General features: G+C 64.9%; 17 protein-coding genes and 1 tRNA gene. 15 read left to right on the top strand and 3 right to left on the bottom strand.

All coding sequences use genetic code 11. The annotated features are described in order from the left end of the window. Positions 1-22 precede the first annotated feature (22 nt). Complete coding sequence (locus FOS14_RS05925) at positions 23-2341, bottom strand: DEAD/DEAH box helicase (RefSeq protein WP_143769613.1); 2319 nt, start codon at positions 2339-2341, stop codon at positions 23-25. 112 nt (positions 2342-2453) lie between these two features. Between FOS14_RS05925 and FOS14_RS05920 the strand changes: the two genes are divergently transcribed. The 9 genes from FOS14_RS05920 (at position 2454) to FOS14_RS05880 (ending at position 10609) form a co-directional block, all read left to right on the top strand. After that, positions 2454-2717 (top strand): type II toxin-antitoxin system VapB family antitoxin, encoded by a 264-nt coding sequence (locus FOS14_RS05920; RefSeq protein WP_185981635.1) that lies wholly within the window; start codon positions 2454-2456, stop codon positions 2715-2717. Further along, positions 2714-3106, top strand: coding sequence for a type II toxin-antitoxin system VapC family toxin (locus FOS14_RS05915; protein ID WP_143769375.1), 393 nt, complete (start codon positions 2714-2716; stop codon positions 3104-3106). Before FOS14_RS05920 ends, FOS14_RS05915 begins: the two co-directional genes overlap by 4 nt. A gap of 234 nt (positions 3107-3340) precedes the next feature. Next, the gene (locus FOS14_RS05910; protein WP_143769374.1) at positions 3341-4435 is read left to right on the top strand and encodes a trans-acting enoyl reductase family protein; all 1095 of its coding nucleotides are present in this window, start codon (positions 3341-3343) and stop codon (positions 4433-4435) included. A 260-nt stretch (positions 4436-4695) separates the two neighbouring features. Beyond that, entirely contained in the window at positions 4696-4899 is a 204-nt protein-coding gene (locus tag FOS14_RS05905) for a cold-shock protein (protein WP_003935252.1), read from the top strand. A 145-nt stretch (positions 4900-5044) separates the two neighbouring features. Further along, positions 5045-5644 (top strand): hypothetical protein, encoded by a 600-nt coding sequence (locus FOS14_RS05900; protein ID WP_143769373.1) that lies wholly within the window; start codon positions 5045-5047, stop codon positions 5642-5644. Between the two features lie 221 nt (positions 5645-5865). Beyond that, positions 5866-8640, top strand: a complete 2775-nt coding sequence (gene topA / locus FOS14_RS05895; RefSeq protein WP_143769612.1) for a type I DNA topoisomerase — start codon at positions 5866-5868, stop codon at positions 8638-8640. A gap of 67 nt (positions 8641-8707) precedes the next feature. Further along, the gene (locus FOS14_RS05890) at positions 8708-9268 is read left to right on the top strand and encodes a DinB family protein (protein WP_143769372.1); all 561 of its coding nucleotides are present in this window, start codon (positions 8708-8710) and stop codon (positions 9266-9268) included. After that, positions 9265-10455, top strand: coding sequence for a DNA polymerase III subunit delta' (locus tag FOS14_RS05885; RefSeq protein WP_143769371.1), 1191 nt, complete (start codon positions 9265-9267; stop codon positions 10453-10455). The genes FOS14_RS05890 and FOS14_RS05885 overlap by 4 nt, the downstream gene beginning before the upstream one ends. Before the next feature lie 78 nt (positions 10456-10533). After that, a tRNA-Thr gene (locus FOS14_RS05880) sits at positions 10534-10609 on the top strand. A gap of 131 nt (positions 10610-10740) precedes the next feature. Here the strand turns inward: FOS14_RS05880 and FOS14_RS05875 are convergent. Next, entirely contained in the window at positions 10741-11904 is a 1164-nt protein-coding gene (locus FOS14_RS05875; RefSeq protein ID WP_143769370.1) for a site-specific integrase, read from the bottom strand. 282 nt (positions 11905-12186) lie between these two features. Here FOS14_RS05875 and FOS14_RS05870 point away from each other — a divergent pair, with 282 nt between their 5' ends. The 6 genes from FOS14_RS05870 (at position 12187) to FOS14_RS05845 (ending at position 15647) form a co-directional block, all read left to right on the top strand. Next, positions 12187-12441, top strand: coding sequence for an AlpA family transcriptional regulator (locus tag FOS14_RS05870; protein ID WP_221936664.1), 255 nt, complete (start codon positions 12187-12189; stop codon positions 12439-12441). Next, entirely contained in the window at positions 12438-12923 is a 486-nt protein-coding gene (locus tag FOS14_RS05865; protein WP_143769369.1) for a hypothetical protein, read from the top strand. The genes FOS14_RS05870 and FOS14_RS05865 overlap by 4 nt, the downstream gene beginning before the upstream one ends. Beyond that, a complete protein-coding gene (locus FOS14_RS05860; protein ID WP_143769368.1) occupies positions 12916-13143 on the top strand; it encodes a hypothetical protein in 228 nt (75 codons plus the stop codon). The genes FOS14_RS05865 and FOS14_RS05860 overlap by 8 nt, the downstream gene beginning before the upstream one ends. A 63-nt stretch (positions 13144-13206) precedes the next feature. Next, the gene (locus tag FOS14_RS05855) at positions 13207-14631 is read left to right on the top strand and encodes an AAA family ATPase (protein ID WP_143769367.1); all 1425 of its coding nucleotides are present in this window, start codon (positions 13207-13209) and stop codon (positions 14629-14631) included. After that, entirely contained in the window at positions 14628-15089 is a 462-nt protein-coding gene (locus FOS14_RS05850) for a helix-turn-helix domain-containing protein (RefSeq protein ID WP_143769366.1), read from the top strand. The genes FOS14_RS05855 and FOS14_RS05850 overlap by 4 nt, the downstream gene beginning before the upstream one ends. A gap of 54 nt (positions 15090-15143) precedes the next feature. After that, complete coding sequence (locus tag FOS14_RS05845) at positions 15144-15647, top strand: hypothetical protein (protein WP_143769365.1); 504 nt, start codon at positions 15144-15146, stop codon at positions 15645-15647. A gap of 387 nt (positions 15648-16034) precedes the next feature. On the opposite strand, the gene FOS14_RS05840 is transcribed toward FOS14_RS05845, so the two are convergent. Continuing rightward, the coding region (locus FOS14_RS05840) for a transposase (RefSeq protein WP_185981611.1) at positions 16035-16282 on the bottom strand (248 nt) is incomplete at its 5' end.

Here is a 16282-nt window from a genome sequence, read left to right as displayed (position 1 = left end):
GTGCCCCTTCGTTGACGGGGCACTAGGTTCCCAACTCGCCGAGTACCGCGCCGAGCAATTGAACCGCGCCGGCTTTGTCGAGGGGATGATTCCCGTTGCCGCACTTAGGTGATTGCACACAGGACGGGCAGCCCGCTGGGCACTCGCAATTCTCCACGGCGGTCTTCGTGGCGGTCAGCCACGCGCGGATCTCACGATGGCCGCGCTCGGCAAAACCTGCGCCACCGGGATGACCGTCGTAGACGAAAACCGTTGGCAGACCAGTGTCTTGATGAAGCGCCGTGGAGACCCCGCCGATATCCCAACGGTCGCAGGTGGCGACGAGCGGCAGCAAGCCGATCGCGGCGTGCTCGGCCGCGTGCAACGCACCCGGGAATTTCTCTGGCTCAATACCGTTTCGCTGCAGCAACTCCGGCGTCGCTGTGTACATCACTGCCGTGGTATGCAAGGTCTGGGTCGGCATGTCGAGATCGACCATGTCGAGCACCTCACCGCTGGCGAGGGTGCGTAGATAACCGATCACCTGGTGGGTGACTTCAACCCGGACGAACGCCACCTCGACGTCGCCGAAATGGGCGTTCGATAGGCGCTGTTCGATACGAATATCGGTGATCTCGCGGGCCGATGTGGTCCACTCCGGGGTTTCGTTGCGCACCAGCGCGATTCCGCTGTCGAGGTCGAGTTCCTCGACGATGAAGCTCTCACCCTGGTGGATGTGCACGGCGTCGCGGTGCAGCGTTGAGTAAGCGCGTCCCATGTCACTGGTCCCGAGCATGCGCCCGGTGGTCGATTCCACGATCGCGATCTGGGTACCGATGCCGCCGCGGATGTCCAGGGCGTCGTGTGGATGCACGTCGGCACCCACGAACCAACCGTGACCGCGCCGCTTGATCAAGCCTTCGTCGGCCAATTCGGTGAGTAAGTCCCAGGCGTCGTAGCCACGCACTTCCTCGTCGGTCAAGGGGAGTTCCGCCGCAGCGCAAAGCAACTGCGGCCCAAGCACGTACGGGTTGGTGGGGTCGGTAACCGTGGCCTCGACCGGCTTGTTCAGGAGTGCGGCGGGATTGTGCACCAGATAGGTGTCCAGGGGGTCGTCACGGGCGACGAGAACCACCAGGGCCCCCTGACCGGCGCGGCCAGCGCGGCCGGACTGCTGCCAGAAGGACGCCACGGTGCCCGGGAACCCGGCAACGACGACGGCGTCGAGGCCCGCGATGTCGACGCCGAGTTCGAGCGCGTTCGTGGTGGCCGCGCCCAGCAGTGAGCCGTCAGCGAGAGCCGCTTCGAGCGCGCGCCGGTCCTCGGCCAGGTAACCGGCCCGGTACGCGGCCACGCGCTCGACCAGGTCGGGATCGACCTCGGCGAGCAGGCGTCGGGTCGACATCGCGGTCAGCTCGGCGCCGCGGCGGGACCGCACGAACGTCAGCGTTCGGGCGCCTTCGACCAACAGGTCCGCCATAATGCGGGCGGCCTCCGAGCCAGCCGACCTCCGCACCGGCGCACCGTTCTCGCCGGTGACATGCTCGAGTAGCGGCGGTTCCCACAACGCGACAGTGCGCGAGCCGTGGGGTGAACCGTCTTCGGTTACCTCCGCGCACGGGGCGCCGATGAGGCGACTGGCAGCGCCGGCCGGGTTGGCGGTGGTGGCGCTGGCCAGAATGAAGACTGGGTCGGCGCCGTAGCGGGCGGCGATCCGGCGCAGGCGGCGGATCACCAGTGCGACATTGGAACCGAACACGCCGCGGTAGTGGTGGCACTCGTCGATGACCACATAACGCAGATTGCGCAGCAGCCGGCTCCAGCGGGTATGGGCGCGCAGGATGCCCAAGTGCACCATGTCGGGATTGGTGAAAATCCAGCGGGCGTTATTGCGCGCCCACTGCCGGTTCTCGGTCGGGGTGTCCCCGTCGTAGGGGCAGGCCGCGATGTTGTCGAGGCCGCCGGCCGTGAGCGCACCGACTGCCCTCAGCTGATCGGCGCCGAGCGCCTTGGTCGGTGAGAGGTACAGGGCCGTCGCGGTCGGGTCTTGGGCCAGCGTCGTCAGGATCGGCAACTGGTAGGCCAACGACTTTCCGGATGCGGTGCCGGTGGCGATCACCACGTGGCTGCCTTCAAACGCGAGCGACGCGGCGCGGGCCTGGTGACTCCACGGGCCGTTGATGCCGATCTCGGTCAACGCTTGTTTGACGTGCGCGTCGACCCATGCCGGCCATTGTTCGTATTGCGCCTCGCGCGCCGGAATATCGGCAACGTGGGTGAGCGGATCTTCGGAAGCTGGCACGCCAACCAGCACCCGGTTGAGCAGGGAACGTCCGTAGGTCAGCTCGGCAGCCGGCGTCATGAGAAAAGAAAGTCGTGTGTTCAAGACCGTTGATGGTAGTCCGGTTGCTGACGAGACCGAATGGATGGCTAGCGGTAGATGTCTACCATTTTGAGGAAGTATGGTAGAAAACATGAGCTTGAACATCAAAAACGAGCGGGTTCATGCGCTTGCTCGGGAAGCAGCCCGGCGGATGGGGCGGTCGCAGACCAGTGTGATCGAGGAGGCTCTTGCTCGCCTGCTCGCCGAGCTTGACGAAAGGGAGGCGGGTGGAGGACCCGATCGAACCCGCCGTGTCGGCGCCATCCTCGAGGACATCGACGCCCGCTTGACCGACGCCGACCGCGCGGCGCTCGGGGCAGACGACCTCTATGACGAGTCCGGGATGCCCGCGTGATCGTCGATGCCTCGGCGATTCTCGCCATTCTGCTGAACGAGCCGGAACGCCGGAGGTTCGCCGAAGTCTTGACCTCGTCGACGGAGACGTCGATGTCGGTGGTCAACCACTTGGAAGTCGCTGTCAAGGTGGACCGGCACTCAGACCCGGTAGTTCCGCGGCGATTCGGTGAGTTGATCGAAGTCTGGCAGATTCAATTGGTACCGGTATCGCTGGAGCACGCTCGGGTGGCCCGACGTGCATACCGAGACTTTGGCAAGGGAAGTGGCCACCCGGCACGGCTGAACTTTGGTGACTGTTTTGCGTACGCGCTGGCCACCGTCGAACGAAAGCCATTGCTGTACAAGGGCGACGACTTCGTGCATACCGACGTCAGATCCGTGCTGTAAGCGCTGGGCCGACCTTGCGCAATGCCGCCTATATGTTGACAGCGTTAACTTGAACTTCTATCCTTCTTGCGAGCACCGCAGATGACGGCCGCTGAGCGCCGCCGCATACGTTTCGACGATTGCTCGGCCTGGGCACAAATAAATAAGGAAGACTCGATGAACTGCATCGCGCACCGGATCCGGCGCGGCCACCCGCACCGTCATATCGAAGTTCACGAAGGGCGTTGATTCCCGATGACTGCACGGATCGTGTTGCTCGGCGCGACCGGTTACACCGGTGGCCTCGTCTTGGACGCGCTGCTCGACCGCGGCCTGACGCCGGTGCTGGCTGGTCGCAACCGGAACGCGCTGGCAGCGATCGCCGAACGCCACGGCGATCTGGAGTGTGCCGTAGCTGACGTCACCGATGCCGCGCAGCTCGCGAAGCTGGTGCACAGCGGCGACGTCCTCATCACCACAGTCGGGCCGTTCGAACGATTCGGCCACAACGTCGCCCGGGCGGCAGCCGACTCCGGCGCGCACTACATCGACACCACCGGCGAAGTCGGATTCGTGGCTGACTTGCGCCGGGACCTGCACGAGCGAGCGCGCGAAACCGGCTCTCTCATGCTGCCCGCATTCGGCTACGACTATGTGCCCGGGATCCTCGCGGCGACGCTTGCGGTGCGGCAAGCAGGAGTCGCCGTGCGTTCGATCGACGTCGGCTACTTTGCCACCGGCCCGCTGTGGCGCGGCCTCAGCCAGGGCACCCGCACGACCATGCGCGACGGACTCACGCTCCCCTCGCTGTTGTGGCACCAGCACCGACTCGTCGAGCGACGCACCGCATCTGAGGTGCACAGCTTCACGGTCCGCGGGCAACGTCGCAACGCCTTCCTGGTATCCGGCACCGAAGTGCTGTTTCTCCCCGAGGAATTCCCCGCGCTCGATTCGGTCACCGTCTATAACGGGTGGTTCCCGTCGTTAAGTCGGCCCATCAGCGCGATGTCGGCGCTGTCGGCGGCGGCTACCCGAATTCCGTTCGGACGAAAGCTGGTCGATGTCACCACTCGCCCCTTGGTCGGGCCGCCCGGTGGACCAGACGCCGCCGAACGCGCCCGCACGCGCACGCACGTCGCGGCCGTGGCATCCTCCGACAGCGCACCACTGGCCGAAGTTCACGTCGAAGGGCCGAGTTCCTACAGCCTCACCGGCGAACTCATCGCCTGGGCGGCGCAACAACTTCAGCAGCACGGCGCCTCGGTCGCCGGCGTCGTCGGACCCGTTGCCGCATTCGGCTTCGACACCCTGCGCGCGGGCTGCGCCGACGTCGGTCTGGTGCCGGTCTGATCGGATCGACTCGATGAGGCCCGATTCGGGTGATCCGGAGTTGGGTTACGGGCAATAAACCAACTTGGCGTTCACAAACGGTCGCACCCCGTTCACCTGCTCTTTCGCAAGATCAACTTTTTATCGAATTGTTTGCTGTGCCTCTGTTGCCTCAACGATTCTCATGATTGACTGACTCCTGGTCGCAGCTTCTGGGTGTTGTTGCGGACCCGGCGGAAAGACAGTCTCCTCCGCCGTCCGTTTGAAAGAGAAGGAAAAGCATGGCACAGGGAACTGTGAAGTGGTTCAACGCGGAGAAGGGCTTCGGCTTCATCGCGCCGGAAGACGGCTCCGCCGACGTCTTCGTGCACTACTCCGAAATCCAGGGCAGCGGCTTCCGCACGCTGGAGGAGAACCAGCGCGTGGAATTCGAGGTAGGCCAGGGCACGAAGGGGCCGCAGGCCACCGGCGTGCGCGCACTCTGATTGGAATATCGCCAAGAATGGCGAGCGTCAGAGTCGACGCACTGGCATTCTCGTCCCCCGTTCCGCACAGGTTCGGGGGACGAGTGCTATTCGAACACGCGGGGGCGAGGCGGCTGGAGGTACTGCGGTGACCTACGGTCCTCGCGTGGGACAGCTCTCTTTCTTCTCGGCGGAGGTGACGCAGCCCACCGTTTCCGACCTGAGCGGTCTGCTCGCCGGTGTCGGGCAGGCGGTGATCTCCGGCACAGCGGCCCGGATATCGGTGGTGGTCGACGCGGCGTGGCGGGCCCGAGCCATCGCCGCTGACATCGCGCAATGCGGAATCGAGCCGGAAATCCTGTACTCCGAAGAGGGTCATCCGCTGGTGCGGACGGCGCCGGTGGCCGAACTTGTCGCCCTCGCCACGCAATGGACCCGCGGCGCGGTGAAGGCCGTGCCGGCGGACTGGACACCCGGTCCCAGGGCGCTCAGAATCTGGGCGTTGGCGTGCGGTTTTGGCGAAGGTGTCAACGCCGAAGGGCAACCGGATCGCTTCGTGCTACGGCTCGATCCGCACGCCCCAGACACCCACGGGCGGCTGGCTCAGGCGCTGCTTCGGATCGGGATCGCGCCGATGCTCGTCGGCACCCGTGGTACCCACCCGAGTTTGCGGATTGGCGGTCATCGCCGGATGACTCGACTTGCCGAAACCATCGGCGACGCTCCTGCTGATGTCGACATCGCAGCGGGTTGGCCGGGGGCGTAACCGGGTATCTGTGGACTTCAACTGCGGCTATTCGGACGTCATGTGTCACGCTGTTACGCGGCGGACTTGTGTATAACCGGTCTGTGAAGGGCCGTGTCGGCGCTGACGGCGAAGATCTCGCATGTCATCGGGCGGCGCGGAAGTAATGAGAAAGGTGCATCCAGCACGTGGCCACACGCGATAAGAATGCGGCTGATGCGGCGTCGGACGGCGGACGCGGCATGCGGCGGCTCGTCATTGTCGAGTCGCCGACCAAAGCGCGCAAGATCGCGCCCTACCTCGGCCGGGGTTACACCGTCGAGGCATCTGTCGGCCACATCCGGGACTTGCCGCGCGGCGCCGCCGACGTGCCGGCCAAATATAAGGGCGAGCCCTGGGCCCGCCTCGGCGTGGATGTCGACCACGACTTCGAACCGCTGTATGTGATCAACCCGGACAAGAAGGCCAAGGTCTCCGAGCTCAAGGCGCTGCTCAAAGATGCCGACGAGTTGTTCCTGGCCACCGACCCCGACCGTGAGGGCGAGGCCATCGCCTGGCACCTGCTCGAGACGCTCAAGCCCAAGGTGCCGGTCCGTCGGATGGTCTTCCACGAGATCACCGAGCCGGCCATCCTCGCGGCCGCCCGGGAGACCCGCGACCTCGACAACAATCTGGTCGACGCCCAGGAAACCCGTCGCATCCTCGACCGCCTGTACGGCTATGAGGTCAGCCCCGTGCTGTGGAAGAAGGTCATGCCGAAGCTGTCGGCGGGCCGGGTTCAGTCGGTCGCTACTCGCATCGTCGTCCAGCGCGAACGGGAACGGATGGCGTTCCGGTCGGCGGAGTACTGGGACATCTCGGCGACGCTCGATGCCGGCGAGAAGGCGAGCCCCCGGACGTTTGGCGCACGACTGGTCAATGTCGACGGATCCCGGGTGGCAACCGGACGCGACTTCGACTCCAACGGGCAATTGAAGGCCGACGCCGTGACCGTGCTCGACGAGGCAGCCGCCCGGCGCCTCGCCGACGCATTGCAGGGCGCCGAACTCACGGTCGTCTCGGCCGAGTCCAAGCCGTACACCCGCAAGCCGTATGCGCCGTTCATGACGTCGACGCTGCAGCAGGAGGCTGGGCGCAAGCTGCGGTTCTCCTCCGAGCGCACCATGCGCATCGCGCAACGGCTGTACGAGAACGGCTACATCACCTATATGCGTACCGACTCGACCACGCTGTCGCAGTCGGCGATCGCGGCGGCACGCAACCAGGCAAGCGAGTTGTACGGCCCCGATTACGTGCATCCCACGCCGCGGCAGTACACCCGCAAGGTGAAAAACGCCCAAGAAGCGCACGAGGCGATCCGGCCCGCCGGGGACGTCTTCGCGACACCTGGTCAGTTGCGATCGGCACTGGATCTCGACGAGTTCCGGCTCTACGAGCTGATCTGGCAGCGCACGGTGGCCTCGCAGATGGCCGACGCGCGCGGAACGACGCTGACCCTGCGTATCGCGGGCACCGCGAGCAATGGTGCGGAGTGTGTCTTCTCCGCGTCCGGCCGCACCATCACGTTCCCCGGTTTCTTGAAGGCGTATGTGGAGAGCGTCGACGAGTTGGCCGGCGGCCAATCCGACGACGCCGAGATGCGGCTGCCGGCGCTCGAGGAAGGCCACCGCGTCACGGCCACGGACCTGGACCCGGATGGTCACACCACCAACCCGCCGGCGCGGTACACCGAGGCGTCGTTGATCAAGGCGCTCGAGGACATGGGCATCGGTCGGCCGTCGACCTACGCGTCGATCATCAAGACGATTCTCGACCGCGGCTACGTATACAAGCGCGGCAGCGCATTGGTGCCGTCCTGGGTGGCGTTCGCGGTAGTCGGTCTGCTGGAAGCGCATTTCGGCCGACTGGTCGACTACGACTTCACCGCCGCCATGGAGAACGACCTCGACGAGATCGCCGGCGGTCATGAGCAGCGCGAAAACTGGTTGTCCAGCTTTTATTTCGGGGGCGCGTACGGAGCGGACGGCTCGGTGGCCCGCGAGGGCGGTCTGAAAAAGATGGTCGGCGATCGCCTGGAGGCGATCGATGCCCGGGAAGTCAACTCCATCAAGCTGTTTCAGGACAGCGAAGGCCGGGATGTGGTGGTCCGGGTCGGACGGTTCGGTCCTTATCTGGAACGCATGGTGGCGAACCCGGATGATCCCGACGGCGATGCAATTTCGCAGCGGGCCAACCTGCCCGACGATTTGCCGCCGGACGAGCTGACCGCCGAGGTGGCCGAAAAGCTTTTTGCCACACCGCAGGAGGGTCGGGTGCTTGGTATCGACCCGGACACCGGTCGCGAAATCGTCGCCAAGGAAGGCAGATTCGGCCCGTATGTCACCGAGGTGATCCCCGAGGCTGAGGTCGAGTCGACCAAGAAGACGAAGGTAAAGCCGCGTACCGGATCACTGTTCAAGTCAATGGATTTGGCGACGGTGACACTTGATGACGCGTTGAAGCTGCTGTCGCTGCCGCGCGTGGTCGGTGTCGACCCGGAGTCCAAGGAAGAGATCACCGCCCAAAACGGCCGCTACGGACCATATTTGAAGAAGGGCACGGATTCGCGGTCGCTGGAGCGTGAGGAACAGATCTTCACGGTCACGCTGGACGAGGCGTTGAAGATCTATGCCGAGCCCAAGCGGCGCGGTCGGCAGGCGGCGTCCACCGCGCCGTTACGCGAGCTCGGTACCGACCCGGTCAGCGGCAAGCCGATGGTGATCAAGGACGGCCGGTTCGGCCCGTACGTCACCGACGGCGAGACCAACGCGAGCCTGCGCAAGGGCGACGAGGTCGAGTCGATCACCGACGAGCGCGCGTCGGAGTTGCTGGCCGATCGGCGCGCGCGCGGGCCGGTGCAGCGCAAGTCGGCGAAGAAGGCCGCCAAGAAGGCTCCGGCTAAGAAGACGGCAGCGAAGAAGACCGCCGCTAAGAAGGCGACCGCAAAGAAGGCAGCCCCGCGCAAAGCGAGTACCTGAGCACGCGTTTTGTCGGTGGGTCGGCATAGCCTGACGCTGTCTCACAACGAGCCGAAACGAGGACGCGATGGTCACCCCAGATCCAAACGCCAGTGGCGAACGCACCGATTACCTCACCAGCCTGGCCGAACAACGGGAGATGTTCCGGGTCACGCTGCGCGATATCGACGACGAGAAGGCCCGCCAGCGCACCACGGTCAGCGAGTTGACGCTGGGCGGTCTGCTCAAGCATCTGGCCATGACCGAGCGGCATTGGATCCGGGTGATTGTCGAGCGTGACCCGAATTCGGAATTCGACATGTCGCTCGCTGCCGACGGCTACCGGATGACCGAAGAGCAATCGGTTGCGGGCCTACTGGCGGAATGGGACGAGGTCGTCGCCGAAACCGAGCGCGTTGTCCGCGGACTGGACAATCTCGAAGACCTGGTTCCGCTGCCTACGGCGCCGTGGCAGCCAGAACGCGAATGGTGGTCGGTGCGGCGTATCTTGCTGCACATCTTCCGCGAGATCGCCCACCACTCCGGGCATGCGGACATCATCCGTGAATCGCTCGACGGGGCGAATTCCACCCTCGCTCGCGCGGGCATCGACAAGGAGACCGTCAAACAGTGGTTCCCCGACCAGTGAGCGGTGTTTTCGATCGGATGATCGGTCAGGCTGAGGTGGCGGCCGACTTGATGGCGACTGCCATCGCGGCCAGGCAGGGCGCGGCCGCGGCGGGTTCGGCCATGACGCACTCGTGGCTGTTCACCGGCCCGCCAGGCTCCGGACGGTCGGTTGCGGCGATGTGTTTCGCCGCTGCGCTGCAATGCACTTCGGAGGGTGACCCAGGCTGCGGCACCTGTCACGCGTGCACCACCACCATGGCAGGCACGCACGGCGACGTGCGACGAGTCATTCCCGAGGGTTTGAGCATCAGCGTCGCCGAAATGCGTGGCATCGTGCAGATCGCCGCCCGTCGCCCGAGCACGGGTCGCTGGCAGGTGGTAATCATCGAGGATGCCGATCGGCTCACCGAGGGCGCGGCGAATGCGCTGCTCAAAATCGTCGAGGAACCGCCTGAGCGCACCGTGTTTCTGCTGTGTGCGCCCACCGTCGATCCAGAGGACATTTCGGTGACCTTGCGGTCCCGGTGCCGCCATATTCACTTGGTTACGCCTGGTGCCGCAGCCATTGCTGAGGTGCTGGTGGCCAGGGACGGCCTCGACCGCCACGTCGCCGAGTGGGCGGCGTCGGTTTCGGGGGGCCACGTCGGCAGGGCGCGGCGGCTGGCGACCGACGAGGAGGCGCGCAACCAGCGTCGCCGTGCCCTCGACTTGGCCACCGCGGCGACCACTCCGGCGCGAGCCTATGAGGCCGCCGAGGAACTCGTCCGCGCCGCCGAAGCCGAGGCCAAGGCGATGAGCGCTGCCCGCGACGAGGAGGAAACGGAGGCGTTGCGCACCGCATTGGGCGCAGGCGGCACGGGCAAAGGAGCGGCGGGAGCGCTGCGCGGCTCGGCGGGCGTGCTGAAGGAACTCGAACGCCGGCAGAAGTCCCGAGCTACCCGAACCAACCGTGATGCCCTGGACCGCGCACTGATCGACCTGGCCGGCCTGTATCGGGATGCGCTGGCCCGTTCGTTCGGCGCAGCTGCCACCGAAACACACCCGGACATGACCGAGGTGATCGACGACCTGTCGCGCCAGGGTTCGGCCGCAATGTTGAAGAGTCTCGACGCGGTACTCGACTGCCGGGAGGCGCTCGAGCTCAACGTCAAGCCGCGCTTTGCGGTGGCGGGGATGCTGGCCCGGTTGGCGCAAGCGAGCAGATAGCCGGAATCGCCCTTCGGGGCAGGGGCGTTTTCGCATCTTGGGCACCGAGACGATAGACTCGCCTGCGCCGTAAGGCACGCCGCCTTAGCTCAGTCGGTAGAGCGCTTCACTCGTAATGAAAAGGTCGGGGGTTCGATTCCCCCAGGCGGCTCCAAGAGAAACGGCAGGTCAAAGCCGGTTTTCGGGTCACACCGGGACCGGCTTTCTCCGTCTCTAACGCCACTCCGTACACAACCGGTACACACCGGGTAAAAAACCGGCCTGGAATCGGGCAATGGGACCGGGTCACAGCAGAGCCGCCGCAGCCGACAAGTCTTCCGGAAACAGGTGCGTGTAGATGCGGGCAGTGATCGAAATGTCTCCGTGACCGAGCCACTTGGACACGGCCTGGATCGGAGTCTTCCGCGACGCCGCAATCGACGCGAAGGTGTGCCGCAGGTCATGCGGTGTCAACGGTGCCAGCCCTGCTGCCTCGGCGGCAGGAGTTAGCACCCGACCAGCCCAGTTCGAGCGCCGCAACGCCGTTGTGCCGTCCTGGGAGAACACCAGCGCGGTCGCGTCCTTTCCGTCCAGCCACGGACTCAGCCGCTCCAGTCGTTCCGGTTTTACGTTCACGTCGCGGGTTTTGTCGCCCTTGGGCAAGCCCAACACCAGTTCGCCGCCGACCTCGGTGTACGCCTGCCTCACCCGCACGATTCCGCCCTCGACATCAACGTCGGAGACCCGCAATCCGGCTAGCTCCCCGGCCCGCAGCCCGGAGTAGCAGGCGAAGCGGATCAACTCGCCCCAGAACCCGCCGGGACGCAGCCTGTCAGCCTCGAGAGCGACCTTTTCGACCTCGGTAGGGGTCAAGTATCGGGTACGTGGCCCGGACAGCTTCGGAAGCTTGACGCCGCGCGCAGGATTGGACGTGATCCGGCCATCGCGCACCGCGAGCTCGAGCACCTGGTCGAGTAGGACGTGCGCCTTGCGGACAGTCGCGGCCGACTTACCCGACGCTGCCACCTGCGACACCCACGCGGTCACGGCCGTGTGCGTCACCGACCGGACTGGCGTTGTTCCCCACGTCGGAATTACATGGTTCTCCCAGATCGACCGGTACGAGGCGACGGTAGACGGTGCCCGACCCGTCATAGCCAGGAACACCTTCCCGAGTTCGGCCACGGTCATGGCAGCGGCGCGCGGATCGGTGGTGACACCCTTGCGAAGCCGGTCGCGTACATCGTCGGCGAAACCTACTGCTTCCGATTTCCTATCGAAGGATTGGGAACGCTGCTTACCCTCCATGTCGGTCCACCGGACGCGCCAACGCTTGACCGTTGGGACCGGCTTGCCGTCTGGTCCGGTAGTCCACGCCGAGGCGTTGGGAACTCGCTTGCCGGTGGCGCGGTCGGTGCGGTAGTGGCGGTCTTCGATGGTGACGTTTCCGGGCTTGCGTGCTCCGCTCATGTCCCACAGCCTATGCAAAGGTGACGCTTTCACTGAGTACACTGTGAGATAACTCACTACGGCGAGATGGCGAATTACTCGGTCCCGCCACTTACTCCGGCAAAATCAAAAAACTTTCCTAACGAAACTGGCGGATTTGGCGACTCGCGCAATAACGCGTGATATCGCGACAGGTGTTGCGTCACAATGTGTTTGGTCAGACTGTCGCCAATCGAACGTTATTGTGGGCTACAGCAAGTGACACGACGCGAGGCCGAGTCACGCGGAACTCGAAGGGGCGCAATGACGACCAAAAACGCAACAACATGGGTGGACACCGCAACCGCGACTGCCTACATCGGGCTGGAGGGTGAGCACACTCTCGCCGCTTGGCGCGCCAAAGGGATCGGTCCCGCGTACGTGAGGATCGGCACCCGCACTATTCGCTACAGCATCGCCGACCTGGACGCCTGGCTAGAGGCGCAGCGGACTGTGCCGGGAACAGTTGCGGCACAGTCCGAGTCGGTCGCCACTGCCGCAAAAGGATGTGCGGCGTGAAGGGCGATGCGCTGGACTTGGACCGGCCGCGCCGGATCGTGGGCGACGAGTACGCGCCGCTGCGGGAATGGGGTGGCGGCGACTTCGCCGACCACGCGCACCACCTGCAAGACACCGGCGCGAGTGTCGATGCGATGCTGACCGCTCTGGACATCGCCGACGCGCTAACCGCGGTTGGCCTGACCGTCGGTGAGGTCTTCGCGCTTCACGAAAAGGACGCGTCCCTCGACGCGACCGACCTGAAAATCGTTGGCGCCCTGTCGAACATGACGCCAGGGTCGGTTTGCGATTTCCTTGAAAGCGAGAACCTGGACTCGCTCGAACGGATTGATGGCGAGCCGGTCACCGAGAGGGACCGTGAACTTGTGTCGCTTGCCGGCTATCCCCACTGGAACGCCGTGGACGCCGTTCGACAGGAACGTGCCGAGGTCGAACACTCCGAATCCGCCCCTACTGCAAAGGAACACAACATCAATGGCTGACATGGCAATCGACAAAGGGGAGCTCGGTAAGGCCTACCCGGTCACCGCGACGCTCGACAGGGTGCTCGGGTATTGGACACCAGCGGATTTCCGGGCGCACGCAACGTGGTGCGCAAGCGAAGGCGACACCGCTGGAGCATCGGGTGCGTTGGGTGTCGCCGCAGCGATGGAACAACAAGGTTACGACCAGTTTGATCAGTTGGCGCACCTGCTGCCTTGAGAACGGGAACGGTCCCGCCGCCTACGCGGGACCAACCCACAACACCTCGAAAGGTCACCAACTTTGACCAGCTTACCCATCGGTGCCGCATCCGCTGATCTCTGGGCGGCCGCACCGAGTGGAATCGACAAGGACACGATCCGGTCACTGATCGGTGGGCCGAAAGCCTGGCGTGCAACCGAACTCGCCGCGTCCGCACCCATCGAATGGCTCGCAACGAACCGGCTTCCCTGCGCCGCAATCACCTACTTGGTCGGTAGCGAAGGCATCGGTAAGTCGCTTTTTGTGACTTGGCTGACCGCACTCATAACGACCGGAAAACCCTTCGCAGGCTTCGGGATACCCGCACGTCAGCCGCAAGGCGCCGTGCTCGTCCTCACCGAGGACGACTGGGTTTCCACGGCACGCCCACGCCTCGAAGCGGCTGGCGCAGACCTCGAATTTATCCGGGTTATCTGCGAAGAAAAGGACGGCACCGGGTCGCCCACATTCCCTAAGCACCTGGACGTAGTGAAGGACGCTGTAGCCGAGGGAGCCGCATTGGTTGCCGTCGACGCCTGGTCGGACACGCTGCCGAGCACGCTTTCGGTTCGCGACCCACAGCAAGCCCGGCAAGCCCTGCACCCGTGGAAAGACCTCGCGTCGAGCACAGGTGTAGCGGTGCTGTTATGTGGTCATCTGAACCGCGACGCGAGCGGGAATGTGCGCAACGCCTACGGCATGTCTGGAGAAATCCGCAAGAAAGTGCGGTTCACGCTATTGGCGCAGCCGGACCCAGACGATGAGAGCGCACTGTTGATCGGCCCGGAAAAGACGAACCTCGCGGGCAAGATCGCAGCCTCCAAGTTCAAGATCGGCACGGTCCAGCGGTTCACGCCAACAGCGGAGAGCGATGGCACCGTCCCGGTCCTGGAATGGGTGGGCGACGCAGCGACAACTGCCCGCCAGACCTTTGCCGAGGCGGCCGAGGCAGCGCAGGAATCGGGTGGGTCGAGCGGCGCTGCGGCAGCACTGGACGAAGCGAAAATTTGGCTCGCCGACGAACTGGAGGACGGCGGCGAACACGATTCTGCCGAGTTGAAAGCGGCGGCCAAGGATGCCGGGATCGCCGAGCGCACGTTGCAGCGTGCTCGTCATGACATGGGTGTGAGCGTGGTAGCGCGGGGTCGCCGCAGCTTTTGGCAAGCATCGACCCATGCCAACACTGAACCCGTGTCTAAAAACCTTGGCACAGGTGGCACAGGTGGCACAGGTCAAGAAACAGCAGGTCAGGACACTAACGAACTGTGCCAAGATTCGATCTGTGCCACCCGTGCCAACGCTCAGGACATACGGTACGCGCGTGGCACGAATGGCACGGATTCCGATTTGTGCCCGGTTTGCCGGCACCCGCTCGGTCTCCTCGCAGCCGCTAAGGGTGTCCACCCGGACTGCTCCCGTAAGTCCGAACTAGCGCTCGTGAGGGTCGATGGTCAGGCGGCCGCGTGACACGTCCCGACCCCCAAAAACAGCGCCGCCAGCGCGTCGCCGAACTCGCCGACGCCGGTCTGTCGATCCGGGAAATCGCGGCCAACGTCGGTGCCAGTAAGTCGACCGTCAGCCGTGACCTCGCCGCCATGGGGATCAACACACCGGCCGAGCGCACCGCCGAAGCCGTCGCGGCGAACCGGCTTACTGGCGAGGCGAAACGGCAGCATTTCTGTGACCGACTGCTCGCAAAGGCATCGGATGCACTCGACGTGATCGACGTACTCGGCGATCCGGTAGAGGCGAAGCATCGAGCAGTGGTGCTCGGCGTGTTGGTCGATAAGCACGTGGCGATGCTGCGCACCATCGACCGGCCGAATGATAGCCAGGCAGAAGCGGTTTCGATGCTCGACAGGTTGGTCGTCGCGCTCGAGAACTCGGTCGAACCAGAGCAACCCGGGCAACAAGTCTGGGAATAACCGTCCCGGCCAACGCCGGGCACAACCCAACTGAATCAACTGATGGAGCAACAAATGACAGACCAAGTTTCGGGATTCGCCTTGGCAGCCGAACAAGCTCGCCTCGACCGCGCCGCCGCAGCGCGTGCCGAGCGCGACGAGCGCCGCCAGGCGGCACACAACGAAATCGAGGCCCTTCGGCAGTCGAGGACCGCAGGCGCAGTGCTTGGTGAGCGTGCCCGCGCCGAACGTGAAGCCCTCGAAGCCCTCGACGCCGACGCCGCGCAGGGGCCGACGGTCCGCGATCTGCGCAACCAAGCGCACGACGCCAACCACGCCGCAAGCCTCCGCGCTGCACGTCAGCAGGCAGTCGCCGACCATCACGCCCGCGCAAACGCCGCCGCGGCCGAACTCGCCGAACGGTTTGTGGCGGGACGGGGTCCGGCATGGCAGCACATCGCAGACCAAGCGTTTGCCGCCGACCAGGCCCGCAAGCGCGCACACCGGGCAAAGCAGTCGATGTTGCTCGGCAAAACTCCGTTCGAAGTTGCCGGTCCAAGCGCGGAGGCCGGGGAATGACTTCCACGCCGATTTCTCGCCCTAGTTGCGGTACCCGGAAGCGCTAACCCGGTCCTCAGATCGGGTCGCCTGCGCCGGAATCCGTGCGCCGGGCGAAGCGCTGGGACTGCCTCAAAGCGGCGGTTCTGCGTCGCGGCATCTGTCAACGGTGTGCTGGGCAATACGCGTGGGCAGCGCAACTCGGGTACGGCGCGGTGCATCCGCCCTGCGAGGAATGTCGGGTGGTTGTCGAGCAGATGGGCGGCACCTTGCACGTGAACGGGTCGCGCATCCTCCACGATGTTTCGGTCCGTTTCGCCGCTTGACCGCCATCGGGAAATCGCGCGGTTATGCCGGTGGTCAAGCCCCTAGAAGTGGTGTAACTGAATTGTGATCCTTCGTTGGTGATCAGGCGGGTAGTTGCATCAGTGCATCAGTGGTCACCTCCGTCTGCGAGCTGGTGTCGGTGTCGGTGGTCAGGGTGAGTCGGCAGCGGCCCAGGACTTCGAGTCCGAGGTATCGGCGTCCTTCGGCCCATTCGTCGGTCTGCTCGGCAAGGACGGCGCCGATGAGGCGGACGATGGCATCTCGGTTGGGGAAGATGCCCACGACGTCGGTGCGGCGGCGGATCTCTCGGTTGAGCCGCTCGGTGGGGT

Origin of the sequence: Skermania sp. ID1734 (genome assembly GCF_007489285.1) — a bacterium.
Taxonomy (GTDB): Bacteria; Actinomycetota; Actinomycetes; order Mycobacteriales; family Mycobacteriaceae; genus ID1734.
Note: the sequence above shows the minus strand (reverse complement) of the source record. Positions and strands in the feature narration are given on the sequence as shown.

Excerpts from the sequence above, each read along its gene's own strand:
- FOS14_RS05925 (WP_143769613.1), bottom strand. The coding sequence starts at position 2,341 with ATGACGCCGGCTGCCGAGCTGACCTACGGACGTTCCCTGCTCAACCGG.
- FOS14_RS05920 (WP_185981635.1), top strand. The coding sequence starts at position 2,454 with ATGAGCTTGAACATCAAAAACGAGCGGGTTCATGCGCTTGCTCGGGAA.
- FOS14_RS05910 (WP_143769374.1), top strand. The coding sequence starts at position 3,341 with ATGACTGCACGGATCGTGTTGCTCGGCGCGACCGGTTACACCGGTGGC.
- FOS14_RS05905 (WP_003935252.1), top strand. The coding sequence starts at position 4,696 with ATGGCACAGGGAACTGTGAAGTGGTTCAACGCGGAGAAGGGCTTCGGC.
- topA (WP_143769612.1), top strand. The coding sequence starts at position 5,866 with ATGCGGCGGCTCGTCATTGTCGAGTCGCCGACCAAAGCGCGCAAGATC.
- FOS14_RS05890 (WP_143769372.1), top strand. The coding sequence starts at position 8,708 with ATGGTCACCCCAGATCCAAACGCCAGTGGCGAACGCACCGATTACCTC.
- FOS14_RS05875 (WP_143769370.1), bottom strand. The coding sequence starts at position 11,904 with ATGAGCGGAGCACGCAAGCCCGGAAACGTCACCATCGAAGACCGCCAC.
- FOS14_RS05870 (WP_221936664.1), top strand. The coding sequence starts at position 12,187 with ATGACGACCAAAAACGCAACAACATGGGTGGACACCGCAACCGCGACT.
- FOS14_RS05860 (WP_143769368.1), top strand. The coding sequence starts at position 12,916 with ATGGCTGACATGGCAATCGACAAAGGGGAGCTCGGTAAGGCCTACCCG.
- FOS14_RS05845 (WP_143769365.1), top strand. The coding sequence starts at position 15,144 with ATGACAGACCAAGTTTCGGGATTCGCCTTGGCAGCCGAACAAGCTCGC.